This is a genomic window from Sphingomonas sp. BT-65 (assembly GCF_026107375.2).
GTDB lineage: Bacteria > Pseudomonadota > Alphaproteobacteria > Sphingomonadales > Sphingomonadaceae > Sphingomonas.
In genome coordinates this window covers 1,295,476-1,311,413 of the sequence record NZ_JAPCIA010000001.1, presented here as the reverse complement: position 1 = coordinate 1,311,413, position 15,938 = coordinate 1,295,476, and the positions used below count along the sequence as shown (strand labels likewise).

Genomic DNA, 15,938 nt, shown 5'->3' with positions numbered 1-15,938 from the left:
CGCAAAGGCCGCCGGATGCTAGCATAGAGCGGGCATGAGCACAGTCCATTACATCGCGCCGCGCACCGCGCTGTTCCTGCCCGCATCGAACGCGCGGGCGATCGAGAAGGCGCGGACCCTCGCCGCCGACATGGTGATCCTCGACCTTGAGGATGCGGTGAAGGCCGAGGACAAGGAGCGCGCGCGAGAGGCGGCGAAGACCGCCGAGGGCTTTGGTGGCCGCCCGTTCGGCATCCGCGTGAACCCGGACGACAGCGAGCATTGGAAGAAGGACCTCAAGGCGGTGAAGAAATCCGCCGCCACCCACGTGATCGTGCCCAAGGTCGAGAAGCCCGAGACGATCGTCTATGCCGCCGCCTATGCCGACCGGCCGGTGCTGGCGATGATCGAGACCGCGGCGGGGGTGATGAATGTCGGCCCGATCGCATCGGCAAGCGGCTGGGGCGTCGAGATGGCGGGGCTGATCGCGGGTACCAACGATCTCGCGGCCTCGCTCAAGCTTCCTCCGGCAGCAGGACGCGCGCAGATTCAGCTCGCGCTCCAGCTCATCGTGCTCGCCGCGCGCGGGCGCGAGATCTGGGCGATCGACGGCGTGTTCAACAAGCTCGACGATCCCGAGGGACTGGCCGCCGAGGCCGCCGAGGGCCGCCTGCTCGGCTTCGACGGCAAGAGCCTGATCCATCCCAACCAGATCGACATCGCCCGCGCGGCGTTCGCTCCCAGCGAAGCCGAGCTGGAGGAAGCGCGCGCGCTGATCGCCGCGGCTTCGGGTGGCGCCGAGCGCTACAAGGACCGGCTGGTCGAGGATCTGCATGTCGAGCAGGCCAAGCTGCTGCTGGCGCGTAACGCTACCTAATTCCTCCCCGGTACGGGGAGGGGGACCGCCAAAGGCGGTGGAGGGGCCGCCCCGCAGAGGGCGGGGAACCTCGCAGCAAACACCGCCGTCTTCGCGGCGGCCCCTCCGTCACCGCTTCGCGGTGCCACCTCCCCATCGGGGGAGGACTTGGTACACCCCCTAGCGCGCATCGGTATCCACGGTTACATGGGCCGCCAACTTCCGACTCAGGACATTGGCGCACGCATGGACATTCCCCTCGGCCTCACCTTCGACGACGTCCTTCTCTACCCGGGCGAATCCGAGGTGCTGCCGAGCATGGCGGACACCCGAACCCATGTGACGCGCGACCTCGCGCTCAACATCCCGATAATCTCCTCGGCAATGGATACGGTGACCGAGGCGGACATGGCGATCGTCATGGCGCAATTGGGCGGCATCGGCGTGCTCCACCGCAACCTCACGATCGAGGAGCAGGTCGAGGCGGTGCGCGCGGTCAAGCGCTTCGAGAGCGGGATGGTCGTCAACCCGATCACGATGGCGCCGACCGGCACGCTGGCGGAGGCACAGGCGCTGATGGCGCGGCACAAGATCAGCGGTATCCCGATCACCGAACCGAGCGGCAAGCTCGTCGGCATCCTCACCAACCGCGACGTGCGCTTCGCCGAGAACCCGAAGCAGCCGGTCAGCGAGCTGATGACGCACGACAATCTCGCCACGGTCTCCATCGGGGTCGGGCAGGACGAGGCGCGGCGGCTGCTCCACCAGCGGCGGATCGAGAAATTGCTGGTGGTCGACGCCGATTATCGCTGCGTCGGCCTGATCACGGTCAAGGACATCGAAAAGGCGGTGAACTATCCCGAGGCGACCAAGGACGGCGCCGGCCGCCTGTGCGTCGCCGCCGCGACCACCGTGGGCGACATGGGCTTCGAGCGCACCGAGGCGCTGGTCGATGCCGAGGTCGATCTGATCGTGATCGACACCGCGCACGGCCACAACAAGGACGTCGCGCGCGCGGTCGAGCGGGTGAAGAAGCTCTCCAACCGTGTGCAGGTCGTCGCCGGCAATGTCGCGACGGGCGAGGCGACCAAGGCGCTGATCGGCGCGGGCGCGGACGGGGTGAAGGTCGGCATCGGCCCGGGCTCGATCTGCACCACGCGCGTCGTCGCGGGCGTCGGCGTGCCGCAGCTGACGGCGGTGATGGACAGCGCCAACGAAGCCGCCAAGTCGGGCGTGCCGGTGATCGCCGATGGCGGCCTGCGCACCTCGGGCGACCTTGCCAAGGCGCTGGCGGCGGGCGCCTCGACCTGCATGGTCGGCTCGCTGCTCGCGGGCACCGAGGAAGCGCCGGGCGAGACCTTCCTGTATCAGGGCCGCTCGTACAAATCGTACCGTGGCATGGGGTCCGTCGGCGCGATGGGCCGCGGCTCGGCCGACCGCTATTTCCAGGGCGACATCAAGGATCAACTCAAGCTCGTTCCCGAGGGGATTGAGGGCCAAGTGGCGTTCAAGGGTCCGGCCAAGGATGTGATCCACCAGCTGGTCGGCGGCATCAAGGCGGCAATGGGTTACACCGGCGCTGCGACGATCCCGGATCTGCAGAAAAAGGGCCGCTTCGTGCGCATCACCGGCGCGGGCCTGCGCGAAAGCCATGTCCATGACGTGACGATCACGCGTGAGGCGCCGAACTACCCGACCCGCTAGGACCGGGCATTCACGGCGCGACCCGGACCAGCCGGTCAGGTCTTCAGCGTCGTCATCGCGACTGGCTTGCCCTTAAGCGACGGGTTCGATGCGTTCAGCTTGGGCTCTTTGGTCGCCTTGGGCTTGCGCGCTTCGCGGCTCGATTTTCTCTGACCCTTGGCCATCACGATCTCCTGTAGACGGTTGTTCGTTTGGTTGCCGGGATTTCGCCCGGCCTATTTCGACTTCCTGCCCTTGCGCGCCGCATAACGGGCGTCACGAGCGGCCTTGCGATCCGCATCGGTCGGCGCGGCTTCATCGGCCTGCGCGTCCGCCGTAGCGGATGCCGCGACCGCGTCGGCACGCTTCCTGGCGGCTGCGTCTTCCTTGGCGAGCCGGCCGGCGGCGCGCTTCTCGGCCGCAGCCGTTTCGCGCGCGAGCGTCCGCGCGGCGCGTGCCGCTTGCTCGGCTTCGTCGATGGGTGGCTTCGTCTTCAGCCGTTCCAGCGCCGCGGCCTTGGCCTTTGCGGCAAGCGCCACGCGCTCCTGGAAACCGGGTTCCCGATATGCTGCCATGCGTCGTTCCGGTTCTACTGCCGGCCCATCCGGGTCGGGAAGCGGGTCGCGACGCCCTTGATCACCTTCGAGCCATAGGCCTTGGCGACGCGCGCGGTATCGTCGGCGTTGTTCATCACGACGCGCGTGCCGCCCGACTGCAGGGTCTCGATCGCGCTGATCGGAATCTTGTGCTTCGCGCAGGCGGCGACGACATGTTCTTGCGTCGCATTGATGTTGAGTGCTCTGGACATGGGATCTCCATTCGCGAGAGGTGAGGGGCGCCCGTTCGAGCGCCCCTCGACCGGTTCAGGTCAGGCGGACTGGAGATTGACGGCCGAGGTCTTGCCGCGGTTGTCGGTCTCGAGCTCGTAGGTCACGCGCTGGTCCTTATCGAGCGTGCGCATGCCAGCGCGCTCGACTGCCGAGATATGGACGAAGGCATCGCCGCCGCCGCCTTCGGGCGCGATGAAGCCGAAGCCTTTGTCAGGGTTGAAGAATTTTACGGTTCCGGTGATCATGATGGGGTTCCTTTGTCCCATGGGGGCGGGCATGCGCCAAAGCAGCGCATCCCGGCTTCGGTGAGGCTAGAAAGGGACAAGGGGGAGCCAAGGCGGCCCGATATCCGTCGCAGGCGACGTCAGCGCAGATTGTATAGCACATAATCATTTGAAATAAAAACCGCCCGGCGCAGAAATCGAAATTCGTCAGAACCTGCTCAGGTGAATGGCGATAATTGCGAAATATGATTGGTAGATTTTTCGGGGATCGGATTCGCGGGCGCTAAATATTATCGAGGGACGAAAGCGTGAGGGCTCAGCAAGTGCTGGTCGCGAGATTCCTTGCCTGGCGGACGCTGCTGCGCCGCGACCATAGCACCATCGCAAGGCCCGCCGCCGAGGTCGCCGCGCCCGCCAGCGCCACTGCGGGGTAGCCGAGCCCGCCCGCGATCACCGCGCCGCCCAGCGCCGCGCCGATCGCGTTGCCAAGGTTGAACGCGCCGATATTGACCGAGGAGGCGAGGTTGGGCGCGTCCGCCGCGGCCGCCATCACCCGCACCTGCAGCGGCGGCACCAGCGCGAAGCTCGCCACGCCCCACAGGAACACCAGCACCGCCACCGGCGCATGGAACGGCATCACCAGCGCGAAGGCGACCAGGATCGCGGCGAGCGAGCCGAGCGTCACGATCAGCGTGCGGTCGACCGACTTGTCGGCGAACTTGCCGCCCAGCCAGTTGCCCACGGTCAGCCCGACGCCATAAGTCACCAGCATCGCCGTCACGAACGCCAGCGAGGCGTTGGTCTGCGTCTGCAGGATCGGCGTGATGTACGTGAATACGGTGAACATCGCGCTCGACCCGATCACGGTGAGCCCGAGCGCGCCGAGCACCGGACCGCGGGTGAGCACGCGCAGCTCGTCGGCAATGTTGCCGCCTTCGGGCGCGGGCATCGCCGGCAGGGTTAGCCGCAGCGCCGCCATCGTCACCACGCCGAGCCCGGCAATGCCCCAGAAGGACGCGCGCCAGCCAAGATGCTCGCCCGCCCAGGTGGCGAGCGGAACGCCGACGATCGTCGCGATCGTCAGCCCCATGAACATCGCCGCCACCGCCGCGGCCCGGCGCTCGGGCGGCACCAGGCTCGCTGCGACGATCGACCCGACGCCGAAGAACGCGCCATGGTTGAGCGAGGTGAGGATGCGCGCCGCGAGCAGCATGCCGTAGCCATCGGCGACCGCCGACAGCAGGTTGCCAAGCGTGAAGATCGCGGCGAGGCCGATCAGCAGCGTCCGCCGCGGCACGCGTCCGGTGGTCAGCGTCATGAGCGGCGCGCCGATCAGCACGCCCAGCGCATAGGCGCTGACCAGCAGCCCGGCGGCGGGGATCGATACGCCGAGATCATTGGCGATCACGGGCAGCAGGCCCATCGGCGCGAATTCGGTCACGCCGATGCCGAAGGCGCCCGCGGCGAGCGCGAGCAACGGGGGATTGAGCTTCATTGGGTTGCTCCGGATCAGACCAGCGGCGGATTGAGGCGGGCAAAGCCCTCCTGCTGCCGGTAGGGCGTGTGGGGGTAAGGCGGCAGCACGTCGCTCGCCGCATCGAGCGCGGCGACCTGCTCGGGCGTCAGCGACCAGCCGACCGCGCCGAGATTCTGCCGCAGCTGCTCCTCGTTGCGCGCGCCGATGATGACCGACGACACGGTCGGGCGCTGGAGCAGCCAGTTGATCGCGACTTGCGGCACGGTCTTGCCCGTCTCCCCGGCCACCGCCTCGATCGCGTCGATCACCTTGTAGAGATGCTCCTCGCTCACCGGCGGCGCGAACTGCTCGGTGTCGTGCAGCCGGCTGCCCTCGGGCACCGGGCGGTTGCGACCGATCTTGCCGGTCAAGCGGCCCCAGCCGAGCGGGCTCCACACCAAAGCGCCCACACCCTGGTCGGCGGCGAGCGGCATCAGGTCGGCCTCATAGGCGCGGCCGATCAGCGAATAATAGACCTGGTGCGCCACGAAGCGCGGCCAGCCGTGCCGGTCCGCGGCGGCGAGCGCCTTCATCAGCTGCCAGCCGGGATAGTTGGAGACGCCGGCATAGCGCAGCTTGCCCTGGGCGATCAGCATGTCGAGCGTCTCCAGCAGCTCCTCGACCGGGGTGTGCGCGTCGAGTGCATGGAGCTGGAGCAGGTCGATATGGTCGGTGCCGAGCCGCTTGAGCGACGCCTCGACCGCGGCGATCAGCCGCGAACGGGAGACGCCCCAGTCTGTGGGCCCGTCGCCCATCGGCAGCCCGGTCTTGGTCGAGATCAGCACCTGGTCGCGCCGGCCCTTGATCGCCTCGCCCAGCACCTCCTCCGACGCGCCGTTCGAATAGACGTCGGCGGTGTCGAACAGGTTCACCCCGGCGTCGAGGCAGATGTCCACCAGCCGCCGTGCTTCGGCTGCGTCGCTGGTGCCCCACGCCCCGAACAGCGGCCCGGTACCGCCGAAGGTGCCGGTGCCGAAGCTCAGCACCGGCACGCGCAGTCCCGATGCGCCCAATTGCCGATATTCCATCGCGATACTCCCTGATAAGCGTTAGACGCACAGATGGACGGCCGCCCTCGCACCTTGTAGGGCGTGGCGAAGCGAAGGATTTTTGCCGTGGACGCAAAACTGGAGATCGGTGCCGATCGCGCCCGCTCGCTCGAGATCTTCGCCGCGGTGGCCGCACAGGGCAGTTTCTCGGCCGCCGGGCGTCTCCTCGGCCTGACCCCTTCGGCGGTGAGCCGCACCGTCGACCGGATCGAGGCGCGGCTCGGCGTGCGCCTGTTGTTGCGCACCACCCGCGCGCTCACCCTCACCGCCGAGGGGCAGGCCTATCTCGCCGCCGCGCGCCGCATCCTCACCGATCTCGACGATGCCGAGCAGCAGATCGCCGATCAGGGCGCCCCGCGCGGCCGGCTGCGGGTCAGCGCCGCGCTGTCGCACGGGCGGCTGTGCATCGTTCCGCTGCTCGGCGATTTCGTGCGGGCCTATCCCCATATCCTCGTCGACATCAGCCTCAGCGATTCGATCGTCGACGTCGCCGCGGGGCAGGCCGATGTCGCGATCCGCTTCGGGCCGCTCGCCGATAGCGGCCTCACCGCGCGCAAGCTGGGGGAGAACGGCCGGGTGATCGTCGCGTCACCCGAATATCTCGCGCGGCACGGCACGCCGCGCGTACCCGCCGACCTGCACAACCATAACTGCCTCAACTTCAACTTCCGCCGCGCCGAGCCGGTTTGGCCGTTCTGCGACGGCGCCAGCGACTATGCGATGACCGTCACCGGCAGCATCGAGGCGAACAATGGCGAGACGCTGGGCCAGCTCGCCGCCGCCGGGGTCGGCGTCACCCGGGTCGGCGCGTTCAGCGTGGTCGACGAGATTGCCGATGGCCGCCTCGTCCCGCTGCTCGAGGAATTCAACCCGGGCGATGTCGAGGTGATCCACGCCGTGTTCGTCGGCGGCGCCAACACGCCGGCGCGCGTCCGCGTCTTTGTCGATTTCCTCGCCGAACGGCTTCGTTAGACAACTTCCCTTATTTTCAACGGACTGGCCGCGCCCAGTGGGAGCGTTCATCGGGCTCATGCGTTGCAGGCCGAACGACAAAGCGCATACGCGCAGAACGGAGCAGGGAGAAACGTGGACAGGGTGCTGGACGAGGGGGGAGGCTGTTTGGAGGGCCGCGCGATCACTCGGTCCGCGGCGCTTTCCCAAAGCCAGACGCAGTTCCGCCTGCTGGTGCAGGGCGTGACCGACTATGCGATCTATATGCTCGATCCCACCGGCGTGGTGTCGAGCTGGAACGCCGGCGCGCAGCGGATCAAGGGTTACACGCCCGAGGAGATCATCGGCCAGCATTTCTCCAATTTCTATACCGAGGAGGATCGCGCTCGCGGCGAGCCCGCGCGCGCGCTCGAGACCGCGCGCAAGCATGGCCGCTTCTCCGCCGAGGGCTGGCGCATGCGCAAGAATGGCAGCCGCTTTCGCGCCAGCGTGGTAATCGACGCGATCAAGGACGACGACGGCAAGCTGATCGGCTTTGCCAAGATCACGCGCGACATCACCGAACGCGACGCGGCGCAGCGCGAGCTCGAAGTCGCGCGCGAGGCGCTGTTCCAGTCGCAGAAGATCGAGGCGATCGGCCAGCTCACCGGGGGCGTCGCGCACGATTTCAACAATCTGCTGATGGCGATCATGAGCGGGCTGACGTTGCTGCGCAAACGCGTGCCGGAGGAACCCCAGGTCATGCGGCTGATCGACAACTCGCTCCAGGCCGCGGAGCGCGGCGCGGCGCTGACCCAGCGCATGCTCGCCTTTGCGCGACGGCAGGAGCTCAAGACTGAGCGGATCGACGTGATGGCGCTGATCGCCGACATGCGCGGGCTGCTCCAGCGCACGATCGGCCCGGCATGGCAGATCGACATCCGCTTCCCCGCCAGCCTCAGTGCGGTCTCCGCCGACGTCAACCAGCTCGAGATGGCGCTGCTCAACCTCGCGGTGAACGCGCGCGACGCGATGCCGGAGGGCGGACGAATCGCGATCGAGGCGGTCGATCAGGACGTGATCGGTACCGTCGGCGAGCTGTCCTCGGGCCGCTATGTCCGCTTGAGCGTGATCGACCGGGGCACCGGCATGGACGCCGAGACGCTGGCGCGCGCGACCGAGCCCTTCTTCACCACCAAGGGCGTGGGCAAGGGCACTGGCCTCGGCCTGTCGATGATCCACGGTTTCGCCAAGCAGAATGGCGGCATGCTCCAGATGGAGAGTGAGCCTGGCCGCGGGACCAGTGCGCATGTCTGGCTCCCTGCCGCAGAGAGTAATGGCGAGCGCGAGATGGCGCCCCCGAGCGATGTCGCGTTCGTGCCGGAGCTGCCGCGGGTCGTGCTGGCGGTGGACGACGATCCGCTGGTGCTGATGAACACCGCCGCCTTGCTCGAGGATCTGGGGCATACCGTGATCGAGGCGGAATCGGGCGTGCGAGCGCTCGAGATCCTGCGCGAGCGGGAGGATATCGCGCTGTTGATCACCGATCAGGCGATGCCGGTGATGACCGGCAGCCAGCTCATTGCCGCGGCGCGCGAGCTGCGGCCCGGCATGCCCGTCATCCTCGCCACCGGCTATGGCGAAACTCCCGCGGATGCGGCTTCGCGCGTGACCCGGCTCAACAAGCCCTTCACCCAGGCCGATCTCAATCGCGCGGTTTCCGAGACGGTGATGGAGCTGTCCTGACGCGGTTCAGGGCGCGCCGCGCCGACATGTTTTGGACGCATTGGCTGCGTATCCGCACGGTCCCGGCGCTGGATTGATCTCCCGCGCGGTTCTGCACGAGGTTCATTGTCCGAGCCGGCCCCCTCTGCATCGCCTTTGCGCGACCGGCTTCGCGAGCGGTTCGGACCACGGGCGCGCGGGTTCGCGCTTGCGCTGCTGGTCGAGGCGCTAGTCGTGCTGATGCTGTTCACCCTCGCGCCCAATTTGCGCCCGCGCGAGGAAAAGACGGTGGACATGGCGACGTTCGGCGTCAGCCCCGAGCCTGAGCCGGACACCGAGGCGGAAAACCCCGCGCCTAGCGCCGCGCCGAACCCCCGCGTGCAGCCGAGCGAGACGACGCCCGATCCAGCTCCGCCCGTGCCGCAGCCGCCGGCACCGCTGCCCGAGCCGTCGCCGCCAGTGATGCTCGACATCCCCCTCAGCCGCATGCCCGACATCGCCGCGCTCCCGCGCAGCGCCACGCCCGCCGCGCCGCGCCGGGCTGCCGCGGGCCCGCCCAATCTCGCCAGCCTCCCCGGCGACACGCAGCGGGTCGAGGGCAGGGGGCCGCGTGGTGAGCCGCTCTATGCCGCTTCCTGGTATCGCGAGCCCTATGACAGCGAGCTTAGGGGCTATCTCTCCACCGCGAGCGGGCCAGGCTGGGGGATGATCGCGTGCCGCACCGTGCCCGATTTCCGCGTCCAGGATTGCGTGCTGGTCGACGAATATCCCGAGGGCTCGCACATCGCTCGCGCTGCGCTAGCCGCCGCGTGGCAGTTCCGCGTCCGGCCGCCGCGCCTCGGCGGACAGCTCAAATATGGCGAGTGGGTGCGGATCAAGATCGATTATGAGATCAGGCGTCAGCCGCCGCCTCCCTGAGGTCGCGCGCGGCGAGCCACGCCCGCACCGCCACCGCCGCGACGGCGAGCGCCGCGATCGCTTCCAGCGCCGGAAAGGCGAAGGGCAGGGCGACGATCGCCGCGGCGAACAGCGGCAGCACCCAGCGCGCTGCGCCGTGCAGCTCGAACCGGTCGCGCACCAGCCACAGGCTGAGCAAGTAGATGCCGAGCGGCACCGCGACCGCGAGATCGCCGGCGCGCAGGCTCAACCTGGCATGGCCGGTGAGGATCTCGACCAGCACGGCAAAGCCTGCGCCGACCGCGGCACCCGAGGCGAACACGATCAGATGGCCATAGCCCCATTGCAGCGACCGGCTCAGCCGGTTGCTCGACAGCTGCGGCTCGCGCGCGAAATAGAGCCACCACATCGCGAAGGCGATGACGAGCGCGGAGAGGGCAGTATGCGCCAGCCGCATGTCGAAGCTGCCGTCCCATGCCTTTTCGAGCGCGAGCGTGGCCGCGAGCAGCACCTCGCCGAGCACGATGATCATGAGCAGACCGTAGCGCTCGACGATATGGTGGCGGTGCCACGGCGTCTCCGCCGCGCGCTCGGCGATGGCGGGCACCGAAAGCTCAATCACCCAGCCCAGCAGAATCAACGGCAGGAGCGCCGGTGACTGCGGAGGCAGGCTGAAATAGAGTCCGGCCCAGTAGAGCTGCGCCAGCGCGATTCCGCCCGCGTAGCGCAAGGCGCCGGCCCGGCGCGGCGGGTCGTTCCAGGCGGCGCGCAGCCACATGGCGATCATGCCGAGCCGCATTACGGCATAGCCGCCCACCACCAGGCTGAAGTCGAGCTTGGCGGCGAAGCGCTCGATGCCCGCCGCGAGCAGCAGCGCGCCGCCCATGATCAGCATCGTCAGCAGGCGCGTGATCGCGTCGTCATTGTCATAGGCCGAGGCGAACCAGGTATAGTTCATCCACGCCCACCAGATCGCGAAGAAGGTCACCGCATAGCCGATGATCCCGTCGGCGGCATGATCCGCCGCGATCGCGTGGTGCAGCGCGGCGGCCGCGGCCGCGATGGCGATCACCGTCACGAGGTCGAACAGCAGCTCCAGGGGCGTCGCGACGCGGTGCGGTTCGTGCGGGTCGCGCGGTGCCATCGGCCGGATCGCTGCGTGCCCCGTCATTCCTGCCCCCTTCCAATGTTGGAACCCATCTGCTTTGCCATTCGGGTGATCCGTTTCGAACCCGCCCTTCCGCTTCCCCGCGCGCTTGCCGTCAACACACGCGCAAAATGTCAACTTCGTCAACCTGGGCGTCAACCATGACCCCCGCCGCGCGCACCCAGACGGCGATCGAGCTGCTCGACCAGATCATCGCCGCCGCACGCGATGCGGGGGCCTCGGCTGACGTGCTGATCCAGCGCGGGTTCGCCGCGCGCCGCTATGCCGGATCGAAGGACCGCCGCGCGATCCGCAACTTGGTGTACGACGCGATCCGGCTGTGCGGCGAGCGGCCCGAATCCGGCCGCGCCGCGATGCTCGCGCTGGCGAAGCGCGATCCGGAGCTGGCGGCGACCTTCGACGGCTCGCCCTATGGCCCTGCGCCGATCGGCGACGAACCGGCCGCGGAGCCCGGTGTCGCGCCCGCCTGGCTGCTCGACGCGCTTGGCGGGTCGGGAATCGACGCAGATCAGGCGGCGGCGCTGCTCGACCGCGCATCGCTCGACCTGCGCGTCAACACGCTCAAGGCGGATGTCGCGCAGGTCCGCGCGGCCTTGCCCGAGGCCGTGCCGGTCGAAGGCGTGCCCGCCGTGCTGCGGCTGCCGCCCGATACGCCGGTCGAGAAGAGCCAGCCCTGGCTCGACGGCTGGATCGAAGTGCAGGATGCGGGCAGCCAGCTCGTCGCCATGGCCGCTGACGCGCAGCCCGGCATGCGCGTCGTGGACCTCTGTGCGGGCGGGGGCGGCAAGACGCTGGCGCTGGCCGCGGCGATGGACAATCGCGGCGCGCTGCTCGCCACCGATGCCGACCGGGCGCGGCTGTCCCGGCTGATGCCGCGCGCCGAGCGCGCCAACGCAACGATCGTCGAGACGCGGCTGCTCGATCCCGGCCGCGAAGCCGAGCCGCTGGCGGACTGGGTGGGCAGCGCGGACGTCGTGCTGATCGATGCGCCCTGCTCGGGCACCGGCACCTGGCGGCGCAATCCCGAGGCGCGCTGGCGGCTCAGCCCGGCGCGGCTCGCCAAACTCGCCGAGACCCAGAGGCGGCTGCTCGATGTCGGCGCTGCGCTGGTCAGGCCGGGCGGCGCGCTGGTGCACATCGTCTGCTCGCTGCTCGACGCTGAGGGGGTGGAGCAGGCCAAGGCGTTCCTCACCCGCCACCCGGATTGGGCAGCCGCGCCGCTTGCGCTTCCCGCCGGAACCCCGCATGGACCGGGGATGCGCCTCACCCCGCTGTCCCACTCCACCGACGGCTTTTTTGTCGCGAAGCTGGTGCGCACGTGTTAGCGCTGCGCATTCCACGTCCGGAGACCGTCATGCGTATCACCCTCGTGTCCGCCGCCGCAGCGCTTGCGTTGCTCAGCGTGTCGACCTCGCTCTACGGCCAGCGCGCCGACGACCAGATCGATGCGCGATCGGTGGCGCTGCTCGAGCGCGGCAAGGCGGCGAAGGCGGCGGGCAATCTCGACGGCGCCAACGACCTGATCGAAAGCGCGCTCGCGGTCGACCCGCGCAACCGCCAAGCCTATCTCGTGCTGGCCGAAGTCGCGCGCACGCAGGGCCTGCCGGGCAAGGCGATCCGCTTCTACCGCGAGGCACTGACGCTCGAGCCCAACGACGTCGCCGCGCTGCGCGGGCAGGGCGAGGCGATGGTGCAGAAGGGCGCGATCGAGCGTGCCAAGGAGAATCTCGCGCGGGTGAAGACGCTGTGCGGCGCCAGCTGCGCCGACGCGACCCAGCTCGCCGCGGTGATCGCCAAGGGTCCGCCGGCGACGGCGACCGCGAGCGCGAGCGCGCAAGTTGTGCCGCCGCCCAAGGTCGAAACGAAGAAGAACTAAGCCGAGAGCGTCCGCGCCAGCGCGACGAACTCGTCGACGCTGACCGTTTCGGCGCGGCGCGTGGGATCGATCCCGATCCCCTCGGCGGCCTCGACCGCGCCGGACACGGCCTTGAGGCTCTGGCGCAGCATCTTGCGGCGTTGCCCGAACGCCGCCGCGGTCAGCTTCTCCAGCACCGCGAAGCGAACGCCGGGCGGCTCTTCGCTGGGCACGATATGCACCACTGCCGACATCACCTTGGGCGGCGGGGTGAAGGCAGAGCGGTGGACCGGCATCGCGATCCGGGCCGAGCTGCGCCACTGTGCGAGCACCGCGAGCCGGCCATAGGCATCGGCCCCGGGCGCCGCGACGATCCGCTCGGCGACCTCCTTCTGGAACATCAGCGTGAGGCTCGCCCACCAGGGCTGCCACTTCGCCGACAGCCAGCCGACGGTGAGCGCCGTGCCGACATTATAGGGCAGGTTGGAGGCGATGTGCGGCTTGCCCGCGAACAGCGACGGGGCGTCCACCGCCAGCGCATCGCCCTCGATCACAGTGAGCTTGCCCGGAAACGCCTCGCCCAGCTCGGCCAGCGCGGGGATGCAGCGCCGGTCGCGCTCCACCGCGGTCACCTTCGCGCCGGCTTGGAGCAGCGCGCGGGTGAGGCCGCCGGGGCCGGGTCCGACCTCGAACACCTCCTGCCCGTCGAGATCGCCGGGCACGCGTGCAATGCGGTCGAGCAGCTGCGAATCGAACAGGAAATTCTGCCCCAGCGCCTTGCTGGCGCTCAGCCCATGTTTGCGGATGACTTCACGAAGCGGTGGTAGCGCGGTCACGCGTCGGCCAATGCCCGCTTCTCCGCCGCTTGGCCCGCCATGCGGATCGCGGCGATCATCGCGCCGGGCTCGGCCTGGTCGTGCCCGGCGATGCCGAAAGCGGTGCCGTGATCGGGCGAGGTGCGCAGGATCGGCAGGCCCAAAGTCATGTTGACGCCCTCGTCGAAATGCAGCGTCTTCAAGGGCACCAGCGCCTGGTCGTGGTAGAGGCAGATCGCCGCGTCATAGGTGGCGCGCGCGCGGGTGTGGAACATCGTGTCGGCGGCGAACGGGCCGACCGCGTCGATCCCCTCCTCGCGCAACTGCCGGATCGCGGGTTCGAGGATATCGATCTCCTCGCGCCCGAGCGCGCCGCCCTCGCCGGCATGCGGGTTGAGCCCGGCAAAGGCGAGGCGCGGCGATTCGATCGCGAAATTGCGCGACAGGCTGCGCGCGGTGACTCGCGCCTTGGCCACCACCAGCTCGATCGAGATCGCCTGCGGCACCTCGGCGAGCGCGATGTGGGTGGTCACCGGCACCACGCGCAGCGTCGGCCCGGCGAGCATCATCACGGTGTTCTCGGGCGCGATGCCGCAACGCTCGGCGACGAACTCGGTCTGGCCGGGATGGGTGAAGCCGATGCGGTAGAGCCGCGCCTTGGACACCGGCCCGGTGACCAGCGCGCCCGCCGCGCCGGAGCGGGCGAGCCCGGTGGCAAGCTCGAGGCTGTCGAGGGCGCAGCGCGCGCCGGCATCGTCGGGCTGGCCCGGGACGATCGCCTCGGCGTCCGCGACGACGAGTACCGGCAAGGCCTCGGCGAACACGGCGCGTGCCTCGTCAGGGCTGCCGATCGACGCGACCGGGCCGTCCCACACCGCCGCGACCGCGCGCGGGTCACCCACCGCGAAGAAGGTCGGCAGCGCCTGGAAGTCACGGCTGCGCCACGCCTTGGCAACGATCTCCGGCCCGATCCCGGCGGGATCGCCCATGGCGACCGCAAGGGGGCTAGGGGGCATCGGATCGGCCTTCAGCGATAGTCCACGATCGCGTCGCGGCGCAGGTCGCGGAGCAGGCGCTGGGCACGAAGGTTGGTGCGCTGCTCCTCGATCCCCTCGCGGATCTGGTCGGCGCTGGGCAGCGCGGCGGTCTTGGGATCATCGCGGCCGCACAGCACCAGCGCGCGGACGCCCTCGGTCGGGGTGCCGAACGGCGGGGTCGACTGGCCGACCTGGAGCTTGAGGACGATCTCCTGCAGCTGCGGCGGCAGGTCGCGCGCGCGCACCGAATCATTGTCGACAACTTCGGCGCCCAGCGTCTCCGCCGCCTTGCTCACCGCGCCACAGCCCGCGGTCGATTGCAGCACCTTGGCGAATTCAGCGACCTTTTCCTGCGCCTGCGCCTGCGTGATGCCCGTGGGGAACTTGACGGTCAGCTGGCGCAGGCTGAGCTTGGCGTCGCGCGGATCGGCGGTCAGCACCTGACGCTTGTCGACGAGATAGAGGACCGAGAAGCCGCCCGGCACCTCGATCGGACCGGCGACCTGGCCGACCTGCATCTGCTGCGCCGCCTGGGCGAGCGCCGCCGGAAGCATCGCGGCGCGCACCCAGCCGAGGTCGCCGCCCTGCGAGGCCGTCGTCGCTTCGGAGAAGCGCGCGAAATATTCGAACGGACGGCCCTGCTGCATCTGCTGGATCATCTGCTGCATCGCGCTGAACTTTTCGCCCGACGTCTCCGGGGTCGCCGAGAGGTAGATCTCGCGGAGGTGGAACTCCTCGGTCCCCTTGGCTTCCTCGAGTCGCTGGATGATCGACTGGACCTCTTCCGTGCCGACGTTGATGAACGCGCCGATCTTGCGCTGGATCACGCGCTGCCAGGCGAGCTCGCCTTCGATCTGGCGCTTGAACGAGCGTTCGGACGAGCCGATCTCGCGCAGCCAGGCGCGCATCTGCTCAGGCGTGCGCTGGTAGCGGCTGGAGATCGACGCGAAGCTGCGGTCGATCTGGTCGGCGGGGATGGTGACCTCGTTCGCCTTGGCTTCCTGGATCTGGATCGTCTCGTCGGTCAGCAGGCGCAGCACCTGCAGCCGCAGCCGGTCCTGCTCCTCGGCATTCAGCTTGAGCTGGTTGAGCGCGACGAACAGGTTGAAGCGCTGGTCGACGTCGGTGCGCGTGATGACATAGCCGTTCACGATCGCGGTCGGCTTGCGGATGTTGGGATCGACCTTGCCGAAGATCTGGAGATTCTCGGGCAGATCGAGATTGGCGGCGCTCGAGGGCACCTGGTCGTCGCTCACCGTCTGCGCAGCGATCGCCGCGCTCCCCGCGATACCAAGAACCAGAACCGCCGAACGGCAGAAACCTACGACTTTCGAAGTCATCTTCACCTGTACCTGAAACCAGTTCCCGTCAGCG

At 68.9% G+C, this 15,938-nt stretch carries 17 protein-coding genes; 7 read left to right on the top strand and 10 right to left on the bottom strand.

What is annotated here, in order from left to right; all coding sequences use genetic code 11:
• The first annotated feature begins 34 nt into the window (after positions 1–34).
• Both OK349_RS06310 and guaB read left to right on the top strand, forming a co-directional pair.
• Positions 35–856: an HpcH/HpaI aldolase/citrate lyase family protein gene (locus OK349_RS06310; RefSeq protein ID WP_265116963.1), complete on the top strand. Its 822-nt coding sequence runs from the start codon at positions 35–37 to the stop codon at positions 854–856.
• A 225-nt stretch (positions 857–1,081) separates the two neighbouring features.
• Positions 1,082–2,539, top strand: coding sequence for an IMP dehydrogenase (gene guaB / locus OK349_RS06305; RefSeq protein WP_265116962.1), 1,458 nt, complete (start codon positions 1,082–1,084; stop codon positions 2,537–2,539).
• Positions 2,540–2,574: 35 nt separating this feature from the next.
• Here the strand turns inward: guaB and OK349_RS06300 are convergent, their stop codons facing one another.
• From OK349_RS06300 to OK349_RS06275, 6 genes are all read right to left on the bottom strand, one after another.
• A complete protein-coding gene (locus OK349_RS06300) occupies positions 2,575–2,703 on the bottom strand; it encodes a hypothetical protein (RefSeq protein ID WP_265116961.1) in 129 nt (42 codons plus the stop codon).
• 51 nt (positions 2,704–2,754) lie between these two features.
• A complete protein-coding gene (locus OK349_RS06295; RefSeq protein WP_265116960.1) occupies positions 2,755–3,093 on the bottom strand; it encodes a DUF6481 family protein in 339 nt (112 codons plus the stop codon).
• A gap of 14 nt (positions 3,094–3,107) precedes the next feature.
• The gene (locus OK349_RS06290) at positions 3,108–3,326 is read right to left on the bottom strand and encodes a hypothetical protein (protein ID WP_265116959.1); all 219 of its coding nucleotides are present in this window, start codon (positions 3,324–3,326) and stop codon (positions 3,108–3,110) included.
• A gap of 60 nt (positions 3,327–3,386) precedes the next feature.
• On the bottom strand, positions 3,387–3,593 hold the full coding sequence (locus OK349_RS06285; RefSeq protein WP_066577768.1) for a cold-shock protein: 207 nt from the start codon (positions 3,591–3,593) through the stop codon (positions 3,387–3,389).
• Between the two features lie 295 nt (positions 3,594–3,888).
• A complete protein-coding gene (locus OK349_RS06280) occupies positions 3,889–5,067 on the bottom strand; it encodes an MFS transporter (protein ID WP_265116958.1) in 1,179 nt (392 codons plus the stop codon).
• Between the two features lie 14 nt (positions 5,068–5,081).
• Positions 5,082–6,116 (bottom strand): aldo/keto reductase, encoded by a 1,035-nt coding sequence (locus OK349_RS06275; protein WP_265116957.1) that lies wholly within the window; start codon positions 6,114–6,116, stop codon positions 5,082–5,084.
• Between the two features lie 87 nt (positions 6,117–6,203).
• Here OK349_RS06275 and OK349_RS06270 point away from each other — a divergent pair, with 87 nt between their 5' ends.
• From OK349_RS06270 to OK349_RS06260, 3 genes are all read left to right on the top strand, one after another.
• On the top strand, positions 6,204–7,109 hold the full coding sequence (locus OK349_RS06270; protein WP_265116956.1) for a LysR family transcriptional regulator: 906 nt from the start codon (positions 6,204–6,206) through the stop codon (positions 7,107–7,109).
• A gap of 114 nt (positions 7,110–7,223) precedes the next feature.
• The gene (locus tag OK349_RS06265) at positions 7,224–8,813 is read left to right on the top strand and encodes a PAS domain-containing sensor histidine kinase (RefSeq protein WP_265116955.1); all 1,590 of its coding nucleotides are present in this window, start codon (positions 7,224–7,226) and stop codon (positions 8,811–8,813) included.
• A gap of 135 nt (positions 8,814–8,948) precedes the next feature.
• Complete coding sequence (locus tag OK349_RS06260) at positions 8,949–9,710, top strand: hypothetical protein (RefSeq protein ID WP_265116954.1); 762 nt, start codon at positions 8,949–8,951, stop codon at positions 9,708–9,710.
• On the opposite strand, the gene OK349_RS06255 is transcribed toward OK349_RS06260, so the two are convergent.
• On the bottom strand, positions 9,685–10,860 hold the full coding sequence (locus OK349_RS06255) for a low temperature requirement protein A (protein WP_265116953.1): 1,176 nt from the start codon (positions 10,858–10,860) through the stop codon (positions 9,685–9,687). The genes OK349_RS06260 and OK349_RS06255 overlap by 26 nt on opposite strands.
• Positions 10,861–10,997: 137 nt before the next feature.
• On the opposite strand from OK349_RS06255, the gene OK349_RS06250 reads away from it, so the two are divergent.
• Positions 10,998–12,182, top strand: a complete 1,185-nt coding sequence (locus OK349_RS06250; protein WP_265116952.1) for an RsmB/NOP family class I SAM-dependent RNA methyltransferase — start codon at positions 10,998–11,000, stop codon at positions 12,180–12,182.
• A gap of 29 nt (positions 12,183–12,211) precedes the next feature.
• Positions 12,212–12,733: a tetratricopeptide repeat protein gene (locus tag OK349_RS06245; RefSeq protein WP_265116951.1), complete on the top strand. Its 522-nt coding sequence runs from the start codon at positions 12,212–12,214 to the stop codon at positions 12,731–12,733.
• On the opposite strand, the gene rsmA is transcribed toward OK349_RS06245, so the two are convergent.
• Genes rsmA through OK349_RS06230 form a run of 3 tightly spaced genes read right to left on the bottom strand, consistent with a single transcriptional unit; the run spans position 12,730 to position 15,820 of the window.
• Positions 12,730–13,548 (bottom strand): 16S rRNA (adenine(1518)-N(6)/adenine(1519)-N(6))-dimethyltransferase RsmA, encoded by an 819-nt coding sequence (rsmA, locus tag OK349_RS06240; protein WP_265116950.1) that lies wholly within the window; start codon positions 13,546–13,548, stop codon positions 12,730–12,732. The genes OK349_RS06245 and rsmA overlap by 4 nt on opposite strands.
• Complete coding sequence (gene pdxA / locus OK349_RS06235) at positions 13,545–14,543, bottom strand: 4-hydroxythreonine-4-phosphate dehydrogenase PdxA (protein WP_265116949.1); 999 nt, start codon at positions 14,541–14,543, stop codon at positions 13,545–13,547. Before pdxA ends, rsmA begins: the two co-directional genes overlap by 4 nt.
• An 11-nt stretch (positions 14,544–14,554) precedes the next feature.
• Entirely contained in the window at positions 14,555–15,820 is a 1,266-nt protein-coding gene (locus tag OK349_RS06230; RefSeq protein ID WP_265116948.1) for a peptidylprolyl isomerase, read from the bottom strand.
• Positions 15,821–15,938 lie beyond the last annotated feature (118 nt).

Bases quoted from the DNA above. Each gene is read 5' to 3' on its own strand.
- OK349_RS06250 (WP_265116952.1), top strand. From the start codon at position 10,998: ATGACCCCCGCCGCGCGCACCCAGACGGCGATCGAGCTGCTCGACCAG.
- pdxA (WP_265116949.1), bottom strand. From the start codon at position 14,543: ATGCCCCCTAGCCCCCTTGCGGTCGCCATGGGCGATCCCGCCGGGATC.
- OK349_RS06280 (WP_265116958.1), bottom strand. From the start codon at position 5,067: ATGAAGCTCAATCCCCCGTTGCTCGCGCTCGCCGCGGGCGCCTTCGGC.
- OK349_RS06310 (WP_265116963.1), top strand. From the start codon at position 35: ATGAGCACAGTCCATTACATCGCGCCGCGCACCGCGCTGTTCCTGCCC.
- guaB (WP_265116962.1), top strand. From the start codon at position 1,082: ATGGACATTCCCCTCGGCCTCACCTTCGACGACGTCCTTCTCTACCCG.
- OK349_RS06290 (WP_265116959.1), bottom strand. From the start codon at position 3,326: ATGTCCAGAGCACTCAACATCAATGCGACGCAAGAACATGTCGTCGCC.
- OK349_RS06245 (WP_265116951.1), top strand. From the start codon at position 12,212: ATGCGTATCACCCTCGTGTCCGCCGCCGCAGCGCTTGCGTTGCTCAGC.
- OK349_RS06255 (WP_265116953.1), bottom strand. From the start codon at position 10,860: ATGACGGGGCACGCAGCGATCCGGCCGATGGCACCGCGCGACCCGCAC.
- OK349_RS06295 (WP_265116960.1), bottom strand. From the start codon at position 3,093: ATGGCAGCATATCGGGAACCCGGTTTCCAGGAGCGCGTGGCGCTTGCC.
- OK349_RS06285 (WP_066577768.1), bottom strand. From the start codon at position 3,593: ATGATCACCGGAACCGTAAAATTCTTCAACCCTGACAAAGGCTTCGGC.
- OK349_RS06275 (WP_265116957.1), bottom strand. From the start codon at position 6,116: ATGGAATATCGGCAATTGGGCGCATCGGGACTGCGCGTGCCGGTGCTG.
- OK349_RS06300 (WP_265116961.1), bottom strand. From the start codon at position 2,703: ATGGCCAAGGGTCAGAGAAAATCGAGCCGCGAAGCGCGCAAGCCCAAG.